Here is a 19713-nt window from a genome sequence, read left to right on the forward strand (position 1 = left end):
CATCCGTGCATGAGCACCGGACTTTGGACGATCACCTGTGGTTTGCCAAGTGCGGGGAGGTGCTGCAGGCCATCGCCGGGCGCGGCGACAGGCGGCTGTGATAGCGTGCCAGGATGAAGATCCTTGCCATATCCGGTAGTGCACGCCGGCTGTCCACCAACACCGCATTGCTGAGGGCGCTGGAAGAAATCGCGCCGCCGGATATCGAGCTGACGACCTGCGCCGATCTCGGCGGACTTCCCGTTTTCTCTCCCGACCTTGAAGATCTGCCCTTGCATGACAGCGTCGTGCGCTTCAAGCAGTGCATTGAAGCCAGCGATGGCATCCTGATTTCAAGCCCCGAGTACGCAAGAGGCATTCCCGGCGGCCTGAAGAACGCCATGGATTGGCTGGTATCGGGCGACCTTGTGGTTGCAAAGCCCATCGCCTTGGTGCACGCCTCGCATCGCGGCGACGACATGCTCGCGTCTCTCCGGCTTGTGCTGTCGACCATCAGTTCCCGCTTCAACGAGGAACTGTTCCTGCGCTTTCCTTTCATGAAGATGGAGCCGGAGGCCATTGCCAGTGCTGTAAGACAACCGGACAATCGCGCGCCGGCAGAGGCCTTTCTTCAGGAATTCGCCCGCTACTGCGGCCGACCGCAGGGTGATCGCGCATGATCGATAGCGCGGCCTGCTGACAAGGGCCTTCCGGACACGCACCGTGCGTCCGCAAGGCCCGGCCATGCGCTTGCGGCGTCAGCGGGTCACAGGGGTGCAGATGGGAATAGCCTGCAGCGTCCACGAACTGCGGCAGCGTCCACAGCTGGCCATTGGGCCCCCAGCGCCTGCAGACGCTGTACATGTCGCCGGCAATGATGGCGCCCGCTGCAGCAGCTCATCCAGTCGGTGCGCTTGAACCGGGCGCGGCTGACGCTGGAAAGCGGCAGGCTTTCGGTGGAAGAGGTGGCCGCGCAGGTGGGCTTGGGCGATTCTGCGACACTCAGGCGATTGCTGCGCCGCCGATTGGGCCTGACTCCCACCCGGATTCGAGGGTGAGGGCGCCGCATTGCTGAACGCGGGTTTGCGGGCGCCCATCGGGTCCGGTCGGGCGCACGGATTCATTCACAGGCGCTGCCCTATATTCCGGGTCACAACGCTGCATACCGCGGCTGGAACGGGAGTATCCCCATGAAAACCGGACGTTTGCTTGGCATTGCCCTGGGTGCGGCAGTCACCCTGGTGGCTGCCCCTGCCTGGGCCGATCCGCCGCACCATGCACGTGGCAACGGACCGCCGCCCCATGCAGGCGGCCCCCACAACCGCGACGCACCGCCGCCGGGCTGGCAGAAAAAGGCATGGCGCCGCGGCGATCGCTTGCCCTGGGCCGAGGTTGACCGCCGCTACTGGGTGGACGACTACGCACATTACCGTCTGCGCGATCCCGGCCGCGGTCAGCGGTGGGTGCGGCAGTCGGATACGGAATACCTGCTGGTGGAGATCGCCACCGGCGTGATCATCGACGCCTTGCGTCGCTAGGGATTCCGGCACGGGCCCCCGGGCGGCACGCAGCCGCCGCGGGGGTAATGGCGGCACGACCGCCGGTGACATCGCGCTCTCACCCCGGCAACTCGCACTTCATCTTGCCGTCCACGTAATACGGCTTGGGTACGTTCGGGTTGTCGCTGGTCTTCTCAAAGACCACTTCGAACGACGCTGCGTCGGGCGAGCCCTTGCGATCGGTACACGCGTCGTGGAGCTTTTTCTTGACCGCGGCAATGCCGGCCTCGCGGTTGGCACCGTCGGCGCTGTTGGTCAGGTTCACGGTTTCAGCCAGGGCCAAGGGGCTGAAGGCAGACAGGCAGCCGGCGATCATCAGGGTACGCAGCTTGGTCAATGGGTGCACCTCGCGGAAGTCCAATGAGGCGGTCAGCATAATGCGGGAGCGTTAACAGCACGTGCCCGCTGGCGGCAGTTGGCTTGGCTGATGTTGTTTGGTACAAGCCAAGCTGTCGAAGATCAGAGAATGGGCGCGAGCCATGTCCGAACCCTATTCGGCCCTGCTCAGGCTGCAGCTGCCGCGCGAGCGTCTTGCACGCTGGTTGGCGGCCCCGGTGCCTGCAGCATCGAGGTGGGATGACTGGCGATCCATCGCCGGCCGGTGGCGCCTGCCCGGCGGCGTCGATCTGGCTGCGTCCAGTGATGTGGAGCTGGGTGAATTCCTCTCCGATTGCACTGCAATGCTGGCCCGGCATGCGGACAATCGCGCCGCGTTGGCCGCCCTCCTGGAATCGGCGCAGGAGGAGAACATCAAGGTTGCGGCCTACGATCGGGCCGGGGCGTACTTCGTTGCAGGGTCACTGACGTATTCCGAGAACCTCTATGATCTGGTCGTGTTTCTGGCGATGGCGCGGGGCGCCGCCGATTTCCTTGAGCCTGGCGAGCACGGCGTGGCACTGGTGCACGACTACCTATGGGCCGAGGACGGTGAGCGGGAGACGGTTGCCGCGGTCCACCTCGCCGGCAAGGGCGATTCGGGCTTCATGACGCCGGCGCAGGCCGGCGAGACCGCTGCGACCTTCGATGCAATGGTCGCGCTCATGCTGGACGGAGCGGACGACCCGCAGTTCACTCCACGCAATCAGTTCGACCGTATCCAGGAGCGCGGCCATGCGGCCCAGGAGAACTAGATGACAAGCACAGGCACCCGCAGGGATCCAGTCAGCAGGAGAGCACGCTGCTTGCCCGGCGCCCTTGTGCTCTGCTTCTGCATGCTGGCCGGATCTGCGCTGGCGCAGACAGCGCCGGTCACGCGCACCTGGTTCGTGAGCGGAGCAGAGTTGGCCAAGCTCCTGCAGGGCAGGGGTGAAGACGGATTCTGCAGCGGCGATCAGTGCCGGAACCTGGCGAGCGCCCGCGCGGGCGCCTACATCCAGGGCGTTGCGGATACAGGCCGAGGGCAGTGGTGTGGCCAGGGACATATTCTCCCCCATGAACTGGTCGACCGTGTGTCTTCGCACATCCGGCAGCTACCCGCCGAACGACTGCATCAGGATGCCGCATCTCTGGTCATTGTAGCGCTGGAGACTGCGCTTCCCTGCCAGCAGGCGGCGTCTACCAGCGACCGCGCCCACGCCGCGCGGAGTGGGCGATGAGCCCCTGTCGCCGCTGCAGGTCGCCTGGCCGGAACAAAGCGAGAGCTGCCGCATGCGAGTGATGGAGACAGCGTTGTCTGCCGACGTGCTGGCCCTGCTGGAGACCAGCGGCCTGCCTACGGAGGATCTGCGTGCAGGCAGGCCGATCACCTTTCTGGCAGCGTTTTTGAATGAAGAGCTGCTCGGTTGCGTGGGCTATGAATCGAGCCGCGACGTCGTGCTCCTGCGCTCTTTGGCGATCCAGCCGATGTCGCAGGGCAGGGGCCTGGGGCGGCAACTGGTGGTGGAACTGGAGCAGCATGCCAAGGCGGCGGGTGGCAGGACCGTGTTCCTTCTCACGACCAAAGCAGCGCCCTTCTTCGAGCTGCTTGGCTATGAGCGTGTCGCGCGTGATGCAGCACCGGGATTCATCGCTACGTCGACGCAGTTCAGCGAACTGTGCCCAGGCTCGGCCCAGCTGATGATGCGTCGGCTGTAGGCCGGCCGGGACCCGGCGGGTGCTTCAGCCCCCTTGTCCATCGATGTCCGGCGCCTGCCGCGTTGCGATCCGGGATGCCCGGCGTGCAGAGGACAGCGGCGGTGTCGATACCGAGGCGCGCGTGATCAACTGGTGCGCAAGCACGTGGTTGACGGTGGCGCGCCTTGAAGAGGAGGGGCGGCGCATTTCCCGCAGCAGGATGTCTATCGCGTTGTCCGCCATCTCTGCGACCGGCTGATGGATGGTGGTCAGTTCCGGCCACACCATGGTCGCGGCGGAGGTATCGTCGAAGCCCACCACCGAAAGATCCCCCGGCACCTGCAGGCCGCGGCGGTGGGCCACTGAAACAACCGCCGATGCCATGTCATCGTTGCTGGCGAAGATCGCACTGGGTGGCGGGACCTGGGCCAGCAGCCGCTCGGCTGCCTCCAGTCCGGAACGGTAGGTGAAGCAGCCGGGTTGCACGAGCGCGTCGTCGTAGCCGATGCCGGCATTGGCCAGTGCATCCCGGTAGCCCTGCCAGCGGTGCGCGCTGGCGGTCTGGTTCGGGTCGCCCTTGATATAGCCGATGCGGGTATGCCCGTGGGCGATGAGGTGCGACACCATGTCATGGCTGGCCTGGCGGTCGTCGATGCGCACGCAGGAGATCCTGTCGCTGAAGCGGCTGGAGGCGATGGAGACGACGGGAATGCCCGCGTTGACGAATACCTCGACGATGTCCTTCGATTCACACAGCGGCGGCGGAAGAATCACGCCTGCCACGGTGGTGGCGAGTTGCCGTGCCGTCTCACGACGCGCTGGGGTGCCCAGCTCATCCCAGGCAGCGATGACCAGCTGCGCCGCCGACCGGGTGGAACCGCGCAGCGCGCCGACCAGCAGTTCGCGCAGGTAGCTGGAGCTGGGGTTGGTGTAGATCAGGGCGATGCAGGTGTGCTGCGCCGCAGCCAGGGCGGAGGCAGCAGGGTTGGGCCGGTAGCCCAGCGCCAGTACGCTGCGCAGGACGCGCTCGCGGTTGCCTTCGCGTACCCCGGCATGGCCGTTGATGACACGTGACACCGTCATGGCGGAAACACCGGCATGGGCAGCGACGTCATCGATGGTGACGGCACTTGCTTTTCGACGGACCGCTTTATGGCCGTTTTTCAAGGCTGGATTCCTTTGCTGCGCTGCATGATGACAAGCGCGATTGCGGATGAGTAGTCTGCGCCGTGACGCGATGGTAGCGCTACCACTGAGCCGGTGTAAGGCCAGCGGATGCCCCCCCCTTTACCGCGCGGCTGTTCCGGCAAGTCTGAAAGCGAGTTTGAGTCGCAGTGGGTGCAAAGCGCACTGCGATGTTCGGTGTGGAAGACGGGCGTCGCCCGTACGTGCCCCCAGGAGGGGCGGTACATCCATTCGATCGTATGTCAGAGGGGAGAGTCATGAGCGCTGCTACTTTCCGTCGTACCCCAGGCCGGAGGGCTCGTCGATGAGCCGGACGCTGGCGAAGTTCACTTCCAGGGCCATGTTCACCTTTGTCGGTGGCGTCCTGGTCATCAATCCCGCATTCGCACAAGAGGCGTCAACACCGGCACCCGTCGCCGGGCAGCAGAACCCGCCCAGCCCGACGCAGCTGGACACCGTGCAGGTCACCGGCATCCGCAACAGCCTCAGCCAGGCCATGGACATCAAGCGTGATTCGGCCGGCGTGGTGGATGCGATCAGTGCGGAGGACATCGGCAAGTTCCCCGATACCAACCTGGCCGAATCCCTGCAGCGCATCACCGGCATCTCGATCGAGCGCCGTGACGGTGAGGGCGCACAGGTAACGGCACGTGGTTTCGGCCCTCAGTTCAACATGGTGACGCTCAACGGGCGGCAGATGCCCGGCGCCGATGCGTTCGGTGCGTCGGGGCAGGTCGCCATCGGTGGTGTCGACGGTGGCACCCGTGCCTTCAACTTCGCCCAGCTGGCCGCTGAAGCCATCAATGGCATCGAGGTCTACAAGACCAGCCAGGCCAATGTCCCCAGCGGTGGCATCGGTGCCACCATCAACATCCTGACCTCTCGGCCGTTCGACCACGAGGGCATCGTCGCCAGTGCCGGGGCGAAGGCCGTCTCCGACCGCAGCCAGCCGTTCGGCGACGACCTGACGCCGGAACTGTCCGGCATCTTCAGTTACGCCAATCCCGACAAGACCTTCGGCGTGGGCGTGAGCGCCAGCTACCAGAAACGCAAGGGCGGTTCGGTGCAGGCCACCGACAACTACTGGAACGTGCAGCCGTGGACCGGCACGATGCCGGGCAACCCGAGGGTGGTCAATGCGCCGGCGATCGGTGCGCTGTATGCGCGGCCGAACGACCTGCGCTATGCCTTCTCCGAATTCGAGCGTGAGCGCATCAACGGCCAGGCCGTGCTGCAGTTCGCGCCGACCGATGCGGTGACCTTGACCCTGGATTACACCTATTCGACCAACGAGATCACTGAAAATCGTGGCGAGCAGGGCATGTGGCTGCAGAACAGCAACTACACCGACATCGAATTCGATACCAGCGGTGCGGTTGCCACGCCGATCTACATCCGTGAAATCGCCGGCACCAAGGACTTCGGCCTTGAGCAGCAGCGCAGCATGCAGAAGTACAAGCTGGGTTCGCTCGGCCTGAACGCGGTCTGGAATGTGACCGACCGCTTCAAGCTCAGCTTCGATGCGCACAACTCGAAGAACGAAAGCCGCCCGAACGATCCGCTCACTGGTGGCGGCTCCATCTTCAGCAGCATCGCCGGCACCAACAACTGCACCGCCGGACCGCATTGCGGTGGGTCATGGGTGCAGGAAATGGCCTTCAACAACGGCCTGCCGGTGGGCACCCAGGTCTGGTACCCGAGCACGGCCGATGCCATCGCCAACACCAACGGCGTGGTCAATCCGGGTTTCGCGCCGGGCGAGATCGGTTCGCAGGTGCTGCGCATCAACTCGCAGACACAGATCAGCGAGATCAAGCAGGGGCGTGTCGACGGTGAGTGGAGCTTCGACAAGGGGCGCTTCCAGTTTGGCGTGGACTCGAGCAAGCAGACCACCCACCGCATCCAGGCAGCGGAGAATTACAACACCCTGGGCGATTGGGGCGTGGCCAACGTTGACGGGGATGTCGCCAACGGGCTGATGGACCTGCTGCAGCCGGTCAACATCGTCGGGCTGTTCAACGACTTCAATGCCAACAGCTTCACGGCCTGGCGCGGCGATGCCGGTCGCCTTGCGCAGTGGGCGGCGGACAACTATGGCGCCAATCTCGGCGTGAGCCCGCAGCGCGCCGCCGATAACCTGGTGGAAGAGAAGACGAAGTCGGCCTACTTCCAGGTGGAGCTGGATGGCGAGCTGGGCGGCATGCGTACCAATACCCGCCTGGGTGTGCGCTATGAAACCACCGACGTTGTCTCCACCTCGAACATCGCCATCCCGGAAGCCATCGAGTGGCAATCCAACAATGACTTCCGCGTGGTGCTGTCCGACGAACAACAGCCGTTCACCGAGAAGAACAGCTACAGCTACATCCTGCCCAATCTGGATTTCAGCATCGATCTTCGTGAGGACCTGAAGGGGCGTGTCTCATTCGGCAAGAGCATCGCACGCGCGCCGATCGGCAACCTGTATGCCGGCCCGACCGCACAGCAACCGTTCGGCTCGGTCCTCATCGACCCGTCCTCGCGGGCCAGCGGTACCGCACAGAACCCGCAGCTGAAACCGCTGGAATCGGACAACCTGGATCTGGCGCTGGAGTGGTACTTCGCCGATGCGAGCTACGTCTCGCTGACCTACTGGAACAAATCGGTCGACAATTTCGTCGGCAACACCATTGTCCAGGAGAATCTGTACGGCCTGCGCGATCCTACCGCCGGTCCGGATGCGCAGGCGGCGCTGGCGTTCCTCACCAGCGGTGCCTGCGTCACACAGGTCGGCGCTGCCAATGCAGCGGCGTGCTCGGCCAATGACACCTCGCTGTTCACCGCCCTGGCCCTGCTGCGCAACAATCCCGCCGGGTTGGGCGCCTACAACGGTACCGACGCCCAGGTGCTGGCCACTGAAGCAGCCTACGACCTGTACGGTACGGCCGGCGATCCGCTGTACCAGTTCAACGTCAATCGTCCCATCAACCAGAACAAGGCCAAGCTCCACGGCTGGGAACTGGGTGGGCAATACTTCTTCGGTGATACCGGCTTCGGCATCCTGGCCAACTACACCCTGGTCAATGGCGATGTGGGCTTCAACAACGCAGGCGACCCGGGCATCGACCAGTTCTCGCTCACGGGACTGAGCGACACGGCCAATGCGATGCTGATGTACGAGAAGTACGGTTGGTCGGTACGACTGGCGTGGAACTGGCGTGACCAGTACCTGATCCTGGCCAACCAGGGAGCCAGCCGCAATCCGTACTATGTGGAGGCGTACGAACAGTGGGATCTCAGCGTGAACTACACCCTGGATGACCACTGGTCGTTTGGCCTGGAGGCGATCAACCTGACCGGTGAGGATGTGCGCTGGCGTTCGCGTACCTCGCAGATGATCGTGAAGCTGGCCGACCAGAGCCCACGTTACATGCTGGGCGTGCGTTACAGGTTCTGAACCGTGGGGTGCCGCTGCCACGGCAGCGGCACCCGTTCCAGGCTGCTGACGGATTGGACAACACCATGTCGCGTTACGAAATGCTCAACAACATTGCCCATCGGGACCTGCGTGTGGCCACCGGCTTCGGCGCCGAGTTCGGCGACGCGGTGGGCATGGTGCCGGCCTATCCGAGCGAGTTCGCCGAACTGCAGCGGGAATATCCCATCTTCCTGCGCAAGGACCCCGCCACGGGCGGCTGGCAGGCGGTGGCCCTGCTGGGGTTCGAACAGCACGAGAACCTGTTCCTGCAGGACGGTCGCTGGAACGCCTCCTACCTGCCCGGCGCCGCAGCGAAAGGGCCATTCCTGATCGGTTTCCAGGAAGGGCACATCGATGGTGTGCTTACCCGGGAAGCGGTGTTGCACGTGGATCTGGATCATCCGCGCGTGACCGCAATGCACGGCGAGCCGGTGTTCCTGCCACAGGGCGGTAACTCGCCCTATCTGGACCATATCGCCGGGGTGCTGCGCGGCATCCACGACGGCCATGCCTTTGCCGCGGACATGTTCGCCACGCTCGACGCGAAAGGGTTGATCCAACCGATCACGCTGGACGTGCGGATCGACGCGGAGCATCGGGTCGGCGTCAACGGCCTGCATGCGGTCGACCGTGACCGCCTCGCGCTGCTGGAGGGTGCGGCGCTGGCCGAACTCAACCGCGCCGGCTACCTGGAGGGCGCCTATCTGATGCTGGCATCGCTGCACAACATGCGCCGCCTGATCGCCGAGAAGCAGCGACGCCTGCGCGCAGCGGATACCGCCGTCGCGGGCGGCAGGAACTGACCGGTGCTGGACGGCGTCGCCATGCGCACACTGGAAGGCCTGGATTCCACGGCGCTGCCGCTGCAGGCGCTGGTGGCAGCCGGCGAGCCAGTGGTGCTGCGCGGCATCGCGCGCGACTGGGCATTGGTGCAGGCCGGGTCGCGTTCCCTGCAGGAGGCCATGGCCTACCTGCGCGGGTTCGAAGCAGGCGTGCCTGTTCCCTATTCCTTCGGCGGCCCCGAGATCGAAGGGCGTCCGTTCTACAACGCGGACTTCACCCGCTTGAACTTCGAGGTCCGGCGTGGCCTGCTGACAGAGGTGCTGGACGCAATCGCCGACCACCTCGATTCGCCGAGCCCGCCCACCTATTACGTCGCTTCGCTGCTGATCGCGCGTGCGCTGCCTGGGTTCGCCCAGCACAACGACGCCGGACTGGCGGGGCAGGGCATCGATGCTTCGGCCAGCATCTGGGTCGGCAACCGGGTGACGGCTTCCTGCCATTACGACATTCCGGACAACCTGGCGTGCTGCGCGGTGGGCCGGCGCCGCTTCACCCTGTTTCCGCCGGAGCAGATCGACAACCTCTACCCGGGGCCGATGGAGCCCACCCCGGGTGGGCAGGTGGTCAGCGTGGTGGATTTCGACCAGCCGGATTTCGACCGCCATCCGCGCTTCCGTGATGCCCTGGCAAGCGCGCAGACCGCCACGCTTGAGCCCGGTGATGCCATCTTCATCCCAGGCCTGTGGTGGCACCACGTGCGCAGCCTTGAACCGTTCAACGTGCTGGTGAACTACTGGTGGCGCAGTGCGCCTGGCTATCTCGGCTCACCCCTGCCGGCGCTGCAGCATGCGATGTGGGCCCTGCGCGATCTACCGGCGCGCGAGAAGCAGGCGTGGGCAAAGATCTTCCAGTACTACGTGTTTGGTCCCGGCGAGCAGGCAGGGCAACACCTGCCCGAAGCGGCCCGGGGTGAGCTGGCACCGTTCGACGAGACGCAGGCGCGGCGCATGCGCGCCCAGCTGCTGGGTCGACTCAACCGCTGATGGGAGCATCGCATTGAACGCTGCGGACACTACACAAGGGCCGATCCGGAGAGTGGTGATCGCCGGTGGCGGCACCGCCGGCTGGCTGGCCGGCTGCGCACTGGCGCACCAGTTCCGCCAACAGCTGGACATCACCCTGGTGGAGTCCGAGCAGATCGGTACCGTGGGTGTGGGCGAATCCACCGTGCCGCCCATCCGCACGTTCCACCGTTTCCTGCAGATCGATGAGCAGGAGTTCCTGCGTGCGGTCGCCGGCACGTTCAAGCTGTCGATCTCGTTCGAGAACTGGCGTCGCCCCGGTGAACGCTTCATCCATCCTTTCGGCACGATCGGGCAGGGCACCTGGGCCACGCCGTTCCATCACTTCTGGCTGGACAGCCTGCGCCGCGGCATGCCCTCCGAGCTGGGCGACTTCTGCCTGGAAAGCGCCGCTTCCCTGGCCGACAGGTTCTCGCTGCAGACCCAACCCCAGGTCAACTACGCCTACCATTTCGACGCCGGGCTCTATGCCAGGTTCCTGCGCGGCAAGGCCGAAGCAAACGGCCTGCGGCGGGTGGAAGGCAAGATCCGCGAAGTCCGCCAGCATCCCCATGACGGCTCGGTTGCGTCGCTGGTGCTGGACGACGGGCAGGTCATCGAAGGCGATCTGTTCATCGACTGCACCGGCTTCCGCGGCCTGTTGACCGAGCAGACCCTGCATACCGGCTATGAAGACTGGAACGAATGGTTGCCCAGTGATCGCGCCGTTGCCGTGCAGACCGACTCGGCCGCGCCGCCGGTGCCCTACACCCGTGCCATCGCGCACGAGGCCGGGTGGCGCTGGCACATCGCGCTGCAGCACCGGGTCGGCTGCGGGCTGGTCTTCTCCAGCCGCCACATGTCCGATGACGAGGCGCAGGCCAAGCTGCTGCGTGATGTCGACGGACAGCCCCTGCGCGACCCGTGGCTGGTGCCGTTCCGCAGCGGGCGCCGGTTGCAGGCCTGGAACAGGAACGTGGTGGCGCTCGGGCTGGCCAGTGGCTTCATCGAGCCGCTGGAATCGACCAGCATCCACCTGACCATCAGCGCCGTGGTGCGCCTGATCCAGCTGTTCCCATCCGACGGCATCACCCCTTCGCTGGTGGCGCTGTACAACGACGTGAGCCGCCAGGAGATGGAGCACGTGCGCGATTTCATCATCCTGCATTACCACGCCAACCAGCGCGACGAGCCGATGTGGAAGGCCTGCCGCGAGATGGCGCTGCCTGAATCGCTGCAGCTCCGCCTGCGCGCGTGGCGCGAGCGGGCCCATGCCTGGCAGGACCCTGGCGAGCTGTTCCGGGTCGACTCCTGGACCAGCGTCCTGATGGGCCAGGGCATCCAGCCCGGACCGCCGCACCCTCTTGCGCGGGCCATCGGCGATGCGGACCTGCGCACCCTGTTGCATCGCATCCGGCAGCCAGTGCAGGAAACGGTGGCGAAGATGCCGACGCAGGCAGAGTTCATCGAGCGCTACTGCAGGGCGGCGCCGGACGCATGGCAAAGGGGCAGGGCCGTGGCGTAGCCGCAGTGCGCGCTGTTGCATCGAATTGGTAGCGCTACCTTCAAGCCACTACGGGGTGCAGTGAATGGAATTGGTTGCGGGAATCGACGCTGGTACGCAAAGCCTGAAGGTGGTCGTCTACGACCCTGAAGGGCGCAGTCTTGTGGCCAGTGCCAGCGCGCCATTGCAGCTGACCAGCGCTGCAGACGGCAGCCGGGAACAGCGGCCGGCCGATTGGGTGACGGCACTGCACGCCTGCTTTGCTGCGATCGATCCGGCGATGCGCTCCCGGATTGCCGCGCTGGCAGTCTCAGGACAGCAGCATGGGTTCGTGCCGGTCGATGCGGCCGGGGAGGTGCTGGCACCGGCCAAGCTGTGGTGCGACACCAGCACCTCGGCCGAATGCGTGCAGATCATGGACGCCGCAGGCGGCACGGCGCGCACCATCGCGTTGGCCGGCAACCCGGTGCTCGCCGGTTACACCGCCTCCAAGCTGCCGTGGACGAAAACGCACCGGCCCGACGCCTACGCGCGGCTTGCCACCATCCTGCTGCCGCACGATTACCTCAATTTCGTGTTGACCGGCGAGCGCTTCTGCGAATACGGCGATGCGTCGGGCACCGGCTGGCTGGATGTGCGCACCCGAACCTGGTCGGCCGAGCTGCTGCACGCGACCGATCCGCAGCGCGATCTCGCCGACTGCCTGCCGCGCATCGCCGCGCCCGAAGAGATGTTCGGCATCACCCCCGCCGCGGCGGAGGCGTTGGGCCTTCCCGCATCGGTGAAGGTGGCCGTCGGCGGTGGCGACAACATGATGGCGGCCGTGGGTACCGGCTGCGTCGTACCCGGTCGTCTGGTGATGAGCCTGGGTACGTCCGGCACCCTGTTTGCCTTCTCGGACACGCCCGTGGTCGACCCGGGCGGGGCATGGGCCGCGTTCTGCTCGTCGACCGGCGGCTGGCTGCCGCTGATCTGCACGATGAACTGCACCGTAGTGACCGGACAGGTCGCTGACGCCTTCGGCTTCAGCAGCCGCGAGGGCGACCGGCACCTGCAGGCCACGCCGCCCGGTGCCGACGGCCTGGTGATGCTGCCGTTCCTCAACGGCGAACGCACGCCGGACCTGCCGCAGGGCAAGGGGGTGCTGGCGGGCCTGGACACGACCAACATGACGCCGGCGCACATCTACCGCGCGGCCATGGAAGGGGCCACCTACGCCCTGAAGTATGGCTACGACGCATTCGTCGGCGCGGGCATGCAGTTCGAACGCATCGTGCTGACCGGCGGCGGCAGCAACAGCGCGCAGTGGCGGCAACTGGTGGCCGATGTGTTCGGCCTGCCGGTGGACGTGCCGGCCCAGTCCGAAGGCGCGGCATTCGGTGCGGCATTGCAGGCCCTGTGGGCATTGGGCCACGGCCGCGGCGATGCCGCCTCCATCGCCGACGTCGCCGACCGACACGTTGCGCTTGACCCGCTGCGTTCGGCACGCCCGGACACGGCGCGCGCCGAAGCCTACGCCACGGCCTACGCCCGTTTCCTCCGACATCTCGACGCGATCACGCCGCTGTACCGCGGCTGATCTCCTTTCCGCGACACCTCGCACAACGACAGGAAGACGCACCATGAGCACGCAACCTTTCATCGGCGCCAAGGAATACTTCCCCGGCATCGGCCGCATTCCCTTCGAAGGCCCGGGCTCGGACAACCCGCTCGCGTTCAAGGTCTACGACGCGGACAAGGTCATCGGCGGCAGGACCATGCAGGAACATCTGCGCTTTGCAGTCTGTTACTGGCACACCTTCTGCAATGCCGGGCACGATCCGTTCGGTCCGGGTACCCGTCATTTCCCCTGGGAGGCCGGCTCGCCGATGGCGACCGCCGAGGCGAAGGTGGACGCGGCATTCGAGTTCTTCACCAAGCTGGGCGTGCCGTACTGGTGTTTCCACGATATCGACCTGGCGCCGGACGCCGAGGATGTCGGGCAGTACGAAAAGAACCTGAAGCACATGGTGGGCCTGGCCAAGGCGCGCCAGGATGCAACCGGCATGAAGCTGATGTGGGGCACGGCCAACCTGTTCTCGCACCCGCGCTACATGAACGGTGCGTCCACCAACCCGGATTTCGCTGTGGTGGCGCGTGCCGCCGTGCAGGTAAAGGCGGCGCTGGAGGCCACCGTTGAACTGGGCGGCGAGCATTACGTGTTCTGGGGTGGCCGCGAAGGCTATGCCGCGCTGGCCAATACCCAGATGAAGCGCGAAGTCGACCACCTCGCGCGGTTCCTGACCATGGCGCGCGACCATGGCCGCAGCATCGGCCTGAAGGGCAACTTCCTGATCGAGCCCAAGCCGATGGAACCGATGAAGCACCAGTACGACTTCGACAGCGCCACCGTGGTGGGGTTCCTGAAGGAACATGGCCTGGACAAGGATTTCAAGCTCAACATCGAGGCCAACCACGCGACGCTGTCCGGCCACACCTTCGAACACGATCTGCAGGTCGCCTCGGACCACGGCCTGCTCGGCAGCATCGACGCCAACCGCGGCAACGCCCAGAACGGCTGGGATACCGACCAGTTCCCCACCGACCTGTACGACACCGTGGGCGCGATGCTGGTGGTGCTGCGCCAGGGCGGTCTGGAAGGCGGCTTGAACTTCGACGCCAAGGTGCGCCGTGAATCGACCGACCTGGAAGATCTGTTCATTGCCCACGTCGGCGGCATGGATGCCTTCGCCCGCGGGCTGGAAGTGGCCCATGCGCTGCTGAACGACTCGCCGCTGGAGCAGTGGCGCAAGGAGCGTTACGCCAGCTTCGACAGTGGTGCCGGCAAGGACTTCGCGGGCGGCGCGCTGAGTCTCGCAGAGCTGGCTGCGCTGGGTGCCAAGGGCGGCGAGCCCAGGCAGATCAGCGGCAAGCAGGAGCGCTACGAGAACCTGATCAACCAGTACCTGCTGCGTTGAGCACAGCGGCTCGCATCGATGACACCGAACCGGGGAGGGGCACAGCAATGCAGCAGGCAATGAGCGGTGGAGAGAACACCCGGCTGATCGTATTGATCAGCGTGGTGGCGACGATTGGCGGATTCCTGTTCGGGTTCGACAGCGGCGTGATCAACGGCACCCAGGACGGCCTGCACCAGGCGTTCAGATCCGGCGAGTGGATGCAGGGGTTCGAGATCGCCTCGATGTTGCTGGGCTGCGCCGTGGGTGCCTTCAGCGCCGGCCGGCTGGCCGACCGTCTCGGCCGCCGCAACGTGCTGATCGTCTCGGCAGTGTTGTTCCTGCTGTCGGCGATCGGCGCCGGCGCCGCATCCTCCTCGGCGATGTTCATCGTCGCGCGGGTGTTGGGGGGCTTTGCGGTGGGGGCCGCCAGTGTCATCTCCCCGGCCTACATCGCCGAAGTCGCGCCGGCGCGCTACCGTGGCCGGCTCGCCACGGTCCAGCAGATCGCCATCATCAGCGGGCTGACCGTCGCGTTCCTGTCCAACTATCTGCTGGCGGCCACCGCCGGTGCGTCCACCGAGGCACTGTGGGGCGGGCACGCAGCGTGGCGCTGGATGTTCTGGATGCAGGCCGTGCCCTCGCTGCTGTTCCTGGCGCTGCTGCTGACCATTCCGGAAAGCCCGCGCTACCTGATGGTGAAGCGCCGCAACGACGAGGCGTTGCAGGTGCTTGCGCGGCTGTACGGCGGTGTCGAGGCGCAGGCGAAGCTTGCCGAGATCGACGCTTCGCTGTCGAGCGACCACCATCGGCCGCGGCTGTCGGACCTGCGTAACAAGGCCACCGGCAGGATCCGCCCGATTGTCTGGGTCGGCATCGGCCTGGCCACCTTCCAGCAGCTGGTCGGCATCAACGTGGTGTTCTACTACGGTGCCGTGCTCTGGCAGGCCGTCGGCTTCTCCGAGAACGACGCGCTGCTGATCAATGTGTTGTCCGGTGCGCTCAGCATCGGCGCCTGCATCGTCACCGTGCTGCTGATCGATCGCATCGGGCGCAAGCCATTGCTGTGGGTGGGCTCGGCCGGCATGGCGGTGTCACTGGCACTGCTGGTGGCCGCATTCGCCAGTGGCTCGCTGGTCGATACGCACCTGCAGCTGCCTGCGGGCATGGGCACGCTGGCGCTGGTGGCGGCCAATGCCTATGTCGTGTTCTTCAACATCTCGTGGGGCCCGGTGATGTGGGTGATGCTGGGCGAGATGTTCCCCAACCAGATCCGCGGTTCGGGCCTGGCGGTGGCCGGTGCGGCGCAGTGGACCGCCAATTTCGCCGTCACCGTGACCTTCCCGATTCTGCTGGCCGCCACCGGGCTGGCAGCCACGTACAGCATCTATCTGGTGGCGGCGGTCATTTCGGTGTTCTTCGTGCTCAGGTACGTGCACGAAACCAAGGGCAAGGAACTGGAGCAGATGGAAGGATGAACGCGATGACCCATCGACACGTTAGCCGCGCCCACGCTGGCGTGCTGCTGACCACGCTGCTGCTGGCACTGGCGGCCTGCGGCAAGGATGAGAAAGCAGCTGCAACTGCAGCCGCGACGCCGGACCCGTGGCCGCAGGTCGCCTGGCCACTGGCCGAGGACCCCGCGCTGGAAAAGCGCATCACCGACCTGATGGCCACCATGACGGTGGAGGAAAAGGTCGGCCAGCTGGTGCAGGGAGATATCGCCAGCATCACGCCCGACGACGTGCGCCGCTATCGGTTGGGCTCGGTCCTGGCCGGTGGCAATTCCGATCCCGGTGGCCGTTACGATGCCGCGCCGGCCGAATGGCTGGCGCTGGCCGATGCGTTCTACGCGGCGTCGATGGACACCTCCAACGGCGGCAAAGCCATCCCGGTGCTGTTCGGCATTGATGCCGTGCACGGGCAGAGCAACATCATCGGCGCGACGCTGTTCCCGCACAACATCGGCCTGGGCGCGGCCCGCAACCCGGATATGCTGCGCCGGATCGGCGAGGTGACCGCGCTGGAGACCCGTGCGACCGGGATGGAGTGGGCGTTCGCACCAACCGTGGCGGTACCGCAGGACGACCGCTGGGGGCGCACCTATGAGGGCTATTCCGAATCGCCCGAGGTGGTGGCCAGCTATGCCGGTGCAATGGTCGAGGGGCTGCAGGGCAAAGTGGGTACGCCCGCGTTCCTCGATGGTCGTCATGTGATCGCATCGGTGAAGCACTTCCTCGGCGACGGTGGCACTACCGATGGCAAGGACCAGGGGGATACCCGGATCAGCGAAGCGGACCTGGTGCGCATCCACGCGGCCGGGTATCCGCCGGCGATCGCTGCAGGCGCACAGACCGTCATGGCCTCCTTCAACAGCGTCAACGGCGAAAAAATGCATGGTCACAGGCAGTACCTGACCGATGCGTTGAAGGGCCGCATGCACTTCGTTGGGTTCGTGGTGGGCGACTGGAACGGCCACGGGCAGGTCAAGGGCTGCACGACCACCGATTGCCCGGCCACCATCAATGCGGGCCTGGACATGGCCATGGCCTCGGACAGCTGGAAGGGCTTCTACGAAACCACGCTGGCCGCCGTGAAGAACGGCACCATCAGCCAGCAACGGTTGGACGAGGCGGTGCGCCGGATCCTGCGCGTCAAGATGCGGCTGGGTCTGTTCGAGGCCGGCAAGCCGTCCACACGTGCGGTCGGCGGCCAGTTCGCCCTCATAGGCGCACCGGAACATCGTGCGCTGGCACGGCAGGCGGTGCGCGAATCGCTGGTACTGCTGAAGAACCAGGGGGGCGTGTTGCCACTGTCGCCCAAGCAACGGATCCTGGTGGCCGGTGACGGCGCCAACGACGTGGGCAAGCAGGCCGGCGGCTGGACGCTGAACTGGCAGGGCACCGGCACGACCCGCAAGGACTTCCCCAATGCGGACACGATCTACGAGGGCATCGCCCAGCAGGCGTCGGCCGCGGGTGGCGAGGCAGTGCTGGCGGTCGATGGGAAATATGTAACGAAGCCGGATGTGGCCGTGGTGGTATTCGGCGAGAGCCCGTATGCCGAGTTCCAGGGCGATCTGCCGACGCTGGCCTACAAGCCGGGGGACGATGCCGACCTTGACCTGATCAAGCGGCTGAAGGCCGACGGCATTCCGGTGGTGGCCGTGTTCCTGAGCGGACGCCCGCTGTGGGTCAACCGCGAGATCAACGCCGCTGATGCGTTCGTGGCGGCGTGGCTGCCCGGCTCGGAAGGTGCTGGCGTTGCCGACGTGCTGCTGCGCAGGCCTGATGGCAGCGTGCAGCACGATTTCAAGGGCAGGTTGAGCTTCAGCTGGCCGCGCACGGCGACGCAGTACGCCAACAATGTGGGGCAGAAGGATTACAACCCGCAGTTCGCCTTCGGCTTCGGCCTGTCCTACGCCGACAACGGCGATCTGGCGGCGCTGCCGGAAGTCTCCGGGGTAACTGGCAATGAAGGTGCCACCGGCGTCTTCTTCGCGCGCGGCGAAGCCGGTTCAGGCATGGCCCTGCGCCTGCAGAACAGCACGGGGCAGGGCGTCACGGTCACCAAGGTGCCGGACGCCCTGGAGGGCGATCTGCTCAAAGTCACCGGCGTGGACCACCTGGCACAGGAAGACGGCCGCCGCCTGGCCTGGTCGGGCAAGGCTGAGGCAGTTGCCGCGCTGCAGTCACACACGGCACTGGACCTGCAGCGCGAAAGCAACGGCGACCTGATGCTGCTGACCACGTTGCGGGTGGAGTCTGCACCCCGTGGCGAGGCCTGGTTGGCGGTGGGCTGCGGCACGGGCTGCTCGGCCCGCATTGCGCTCACGTCGACGCTGGCAAAACTGCCGGTGGGCCAATGGACGCGCGTGGGCGTGCCGCTGAAGTGCCTTGCAGCCGCAGGCGCGGACGTCGGCAAGCTGGATCGCCCGTGGTCGATCGGAACGGCGGGGGCGATGACACTGTCGGTGTCACGTGTCGCGCTGGGCGCCCTGAACGAGGCGGAGACCAGCGTCGGGTGCGCAGGCGCGTGACCGTGACGCTTCGTCCTGCGCTATCGGGAACCGGGTGGGCGCGTGACCGAATCGCGCACCACCAGCCGGTGCGGCACCACGTGGTCGGTCAACACGCGCACGCCCTCGCTGCGGCGGCGGATGGTGCGCAGCAGGATCTCGATGGCGGCATCGGCCATCGAGGCGATGGGCTGATGGATGGTGGTGAGCTCGGGCCAGACCGTCGTGGCGGCGGAGCTGTCATCGAAGCCGACCACCGACAGGTCGCGGGGCACCTCCAGGCCACGCCGGTGCGCGACGGAGATCGCTGCCGCGCCCATATCGTCGTTGCTGGCCAGGATTGCGGTGGGCGGCCTCGGCTGGCACAGCAGTTTCTCGGCAGCGGCCAGCCCGGAGCGGTAGGTGTAGTCGCCCTGTTCGACCAGGGCGGGGTCGACCTCCAGCCCGGCGTCGTGCAGCGCGCTGACAAAGCCGTCATAGCGCCGCGCGCTGGCACTGAGGTCGGTGCGCCCGCAGATGAAGCCGATGCGGCGGTGGCCCTGCTGGATCAGGTGTTCAGCCAATTCCCTGCCGGCGTGGAAGTCATCGATGCGCACGCAGGAAATGTCATTGCCGAGGTGACCCGGCGCGATAGCCACCACCGGGATGCCGGCCTTGACCAGCTCGGTCACCACGGGCTTCGATTCGCACAGCGGCGGCGGCAGGATGACGCCGTCCACCCGCCCGGCCAGAGCACGCGCGGCCTTGCGCTGGGCCGCGGGGCCCGGCTCGTCCCAGTAGTCGATGACCAGCTGGATGGCAGCGTTGGACGCTACGCGCAGCAGGCCGACCAGCAGTTCGCGCAGGTAGGCACCGCTGGGGTCGGTGTAGATCAGTGCAATACGCGTGTGCTGCGCGGCGGCCAGCGAACTGGCGGCGAGGTTGGGCGTATAGCCCAGTTCACGCACTGCGCGCATCACGCGCTCGCGGGTGACGTCGCGCACCTTGCCCTGGTTGATCGCCCGCGACACCGTCATCGGCGACACTCCGGCCAGGGCCGCCACCTCGTCGATCGTCACGCCACTGGTTTTGCGGCGGACCGATTTCTTCGGCTTGTCCAATACGCGCTCCCGTTCTTCTCTGTGACGCTGCCGAAGCCCGCGCACGTTCGGAGCTTACAAGGTTTGCCGGCCGTCCAAC

The 19713-nt window shown here is 66.1% G+C and carries 17 protein-coding genes; 14 read left to right on the top strand and 3 right to left on the bottom strand.

Annotated elements, in window-relative coordinates; translation table 11 throughout:
* The first annotated feature begins 113 nt into the window (after positions 1–113).
* Entirely contained in the window at positions 114–659 is a 546-nt protein-coding gene (locus tag BW38_RS19290; protein ID WP_032974749.1) for an NADPH-dependent FMN reductase, read from the top strand.
* A gap of 510 nt (positions 660–1169) precedes the next feature.
* Positions 1170–1517 (top strand): RcnB family protein, encoded by a 348-nt coding sequence (locus BW38_RS19285; protein WP_025877128.1) that lies wholly within the window; start codon positions 1170–1172, stop codon positions 1515–1517.
* A 79-nt stretch (positions 1518–1596) separates the two neighbouring features.
* Here BW38_RS19285 and BW38_RS19280 read toward each other — a convergent pair whose 3' ends face one another.
* Positions 1597–1875, bottom strand: coding sequence for a hypothetical protein (locus tag BW38_RS19280; protein ID WP_032974874.1), 279 nt, complete (start codon positions 1873–1875; stop codon positions 1597–1599).
* Positions 1876–2017: 142 nt separating this feature from the next.
* Here BW38_RS19280 and BW38_RS19275 point away from each other — a divergent pair, with 142 nt between their 5' ends.
* The 3 genes from BW38_RS19275 (at position 2018) to arsN2 (ending at position 3611) form a co-directional block, all read left to right on the top strand.
* Entirely contained in the window at positions 2018–2668 is a 651-nt protein-coding gene (locus BW38_RS19275) for a hypothetical protein (RefSeq protein WP_032974750.1), read from the top strand.
* Positions 2669–2749: 81 nt separating this feature from the next.
* A complete protein-coding gene (locus tag BW38_RS0120390) occupies positions 2750–3133 on the top strand; it encodes a Rap1a/Tai family immunity protein (RefSeq protein ID WP_051584872.1) in 384 nt (127 codons plus the stop codon).
* A 73-nt stretch (positions 3134–3206) separates the two neighbouring features.
* A complete protein-coding gene (gene arsN2, locus BW38_RS19270) occupies positions 3207–3611 on the top strand; it encodes an arsenic resistance N-acetyltransferase ArsN2 (protein WP_161763223.1) in 405 nt (134 codons plus the stop codon).
* Positions 3612–3635: 24 nt separating this feature from the next.
* Here the strand turns inward: arsN2 and BW38_RS19265 are convergent, their stop codons facing one another.
* Entirely contained in the window at positions 3636–4673 is a 1038-nt protein-coding gene (locus tag BW38_RS19265) for a LacI family DNA-binding transcriptional regulator (RefSeq protein WP_235189876.1), read from the bottom strand.
* A 15-nt stretch (positions 4674–4688) separates the two neighbouring features.
* Between BW38_RS19265 and BW38_RS22150 the strand changes: the two genes are divergently transcribed.
* From BW38_RS22150 to BW38_RS19225, 9 genes are all read left to right on the top strand, one after another.
* Positions 4689–4811 (top strand): hypothetical protein, encoded by a 123-nt coding sequence (locus BW38_RS22150; protein WP_268844462.1) that lies wholly within the window; start codon positions 4689–4691, stop codon positions 4809–4811.
* A gap of 268 nt (positions 4812–5079) precedes the next feature.
* Complete coding sequence (locus tag BW38_RS19260; RefSeq protein ID WP_032974752.1) at positions 5080–8211, top strand: TonB-dependent receptor; 3132 nt, start codon at positions 5080–5082, stop codon at positions 8209–8211.
* Positions 8212–8276: 65 nt separating this feature from the next.
* Complete coding sequence (locus tag BW38_RS19255) at positions 8277–9035, top strand: SapC family protein (RefSeq protein ID WP_032974879.1); 759 nt, start codon at positions 8277–8279, stop codon at positions 9033–9035.
* 3 nt (positions 9036–9038) lie between these two features.
* The gene (locus BW38_RS19250; protein ID WP_032974753.1) at positions 9039–10058 is read left to right on the top strand and encodes a cupin-like domain-containing protein; all 1020 of its coding nucleotides are present in this window, start codon (positions 9039–9041) and stop codon (positions 10056–10058) included.
* A gap of 13 nt (positions 10059–10071) precedes the next feature.
* Entirely contained in the window at positions 10072–11601 is a 1530-nt protein-coding gene (locus tag BW38_RS19245; RefSeq protein ID WP_032974754.1) for a tryptophan halogenase family protein, read from the top strand.
* 64 nt (positions 11602–11665) lie between these two features.
* Positions 11666–13159, top strand: coding sequence for a xylulokinase (gene xylB / locus BW38_RS19240; protein WP_032974755.1), 1494 nt, complete (start codon positions 11666–11668; stop codon positions 13157–13159).
* Positions 13160–13202: 43 nt separating this feature from the next.
* Entirely contained in the window at positions 13203–14537 is a 1335-nt protein-coding gene (xylA, locus tag BW38_RS19235; protein ID WP_032974756.1) for a xylose isomerase, read from the top strand.
* 47 nt (positions 14538–14584) lie between these two features.
* Positions 14585–15994: a sugar porter family MFS transporter gene (locus BW38_RS19230; RefSeq protein WP_032974758.1), complete on the top strand. Its 1410-nt coding sequence runs from the start codon at positions 14585–14587 to the stop codon at positions 15992–15994.
* A 5-nt stretch (positions 15995–15999) separates the two neighbouring features.
* Entirely contained in the window at positions 16000–18555 is a 2556-nt protein-coding gene (locus BW38_RS19225; protein WP_051584873.1) for an exo 1,3/1,4-beta-D-glucan glucohydrolase, read from the top strand.
* Between the two features lie 20 nt (positions 18556–18575).
* Here BW38_RS19225 and BW38_RS19220 read toward each other — a convergent pair whose 3' ends face one another.
* On the bottom strand, positions 18576–19634 hold the full coding sequence (locus BW38_RS19220; RefSeq protein ID WP_032974760.1) for a LacI family DNA-binding transcriptional regulator: 1059 nt from the start codon (positions 19632–19634) through the stop codon (positions 18576–18578).
* Positions 19635–19713: the final 79 nt, after the last annotated feature.

It is taken from the genome of Stenotrophomonas sp. RIT309 (assembly GCF_000632045.1).
In the GTDB taxonomy this organism is placed as follows: domain Bacteria; phylum Pseudomonadota; class Gammaproteobacteria; order Xanthomonadales; family Xanthomonadaceae; genus Stenotrophomonas; species Stenotrophomonas indicatrix.

What these genes read in the sequence shown, in the direction of transcription:
- BW38_RS19290 (WP_032974749.1), top strand. Translation starts at nt 114, where the DNA reads ATGAAGATCCTTGCCATATCCGGTAGTGCACGCCGGCTGTCCACCAAC.
- BW38_RS19285 (WP_025877128.1), top strand. Translation starts at nt 1,170, where the DNA reads ATGAAAACCGGACGTTTGCTTGGCATTGCCCTGGGTGCGGCAGTCACC.
- BW38_RS19275 (WP_032974750.1), top strand. Translation starts at nt 2,018, where the DNA reads ATGTCCGAACCCTATTCGGCCCTGCTCAGGCTGCAGCTGCCGCGCGAG.
- BW38_RS0120390 (WP_051584872.1), top strand. Translation starts at nt 2,750, where the DNA reads ATGCTGGCCGGATCTGCGCTGGCGCAGACAGCGCCGGTCACGCGCACC.
- BW38_RS19265 (WP_235189876.1), bottom strand. Translation starts at nt 4,673, where the DNA reads ATGACGGTGTCACGTGTCATCAACGGCCATGCCGGGGTACGCGAAGGC.
- BW38_RS22150 (WP_268844462.1), top strand. Translation starts at nt 4,689, where the DNA reads ATGGGCAGCGACGTCATCGATGGTGACGGCACTTGCTTTTCGACGGAC.
- BW38_RS19260 (WP_032974752.1), top strand. Translation starts at nt 5,080, where the DNA reads ATGAGCCGGACGCTGGCGAAGTTCACTTCCAGGGCCATGTTCACCTTT.
- BW38_RS19255 (WP_032974879.1), top strand. Translation starts at nt 8,277, where the DNA reads ATGTCGCGTTACGAAATGCTCAACAACATTGCCCATCGGGACCTGCGT.
- xylB (WP_032974755.1), top strand. Translation starts at nt 11,666, where the DNA reads ATGGAATTGGTTGCGGGAATCGACGCTGGTACGCAAAGCCTGAAGGTG.
- xylA (WP_032974756.1), top strand. Translation starts at nt 13,203, where the DNA reads ATGAGCACGCAACCTTTCATCGGCGCCAAGGAATACTTCCCCGGCATC.
- BW38_RS19230 (WP_032974758.1), top strand. Translation starts at nt 14,585, where the DNA reads ATGCAGCAGGCAATGAGCGGTGGAGAGAACACCCGGCTGATCGTATTG.
- BW38_RS19225 (WP_051584873.1), top strand. Translation starts at nt 16,000, where the DNA reads ATGACCCATCGACACGTTAGCCGCGCCCACGCTGGCGTGCTGCTGACC.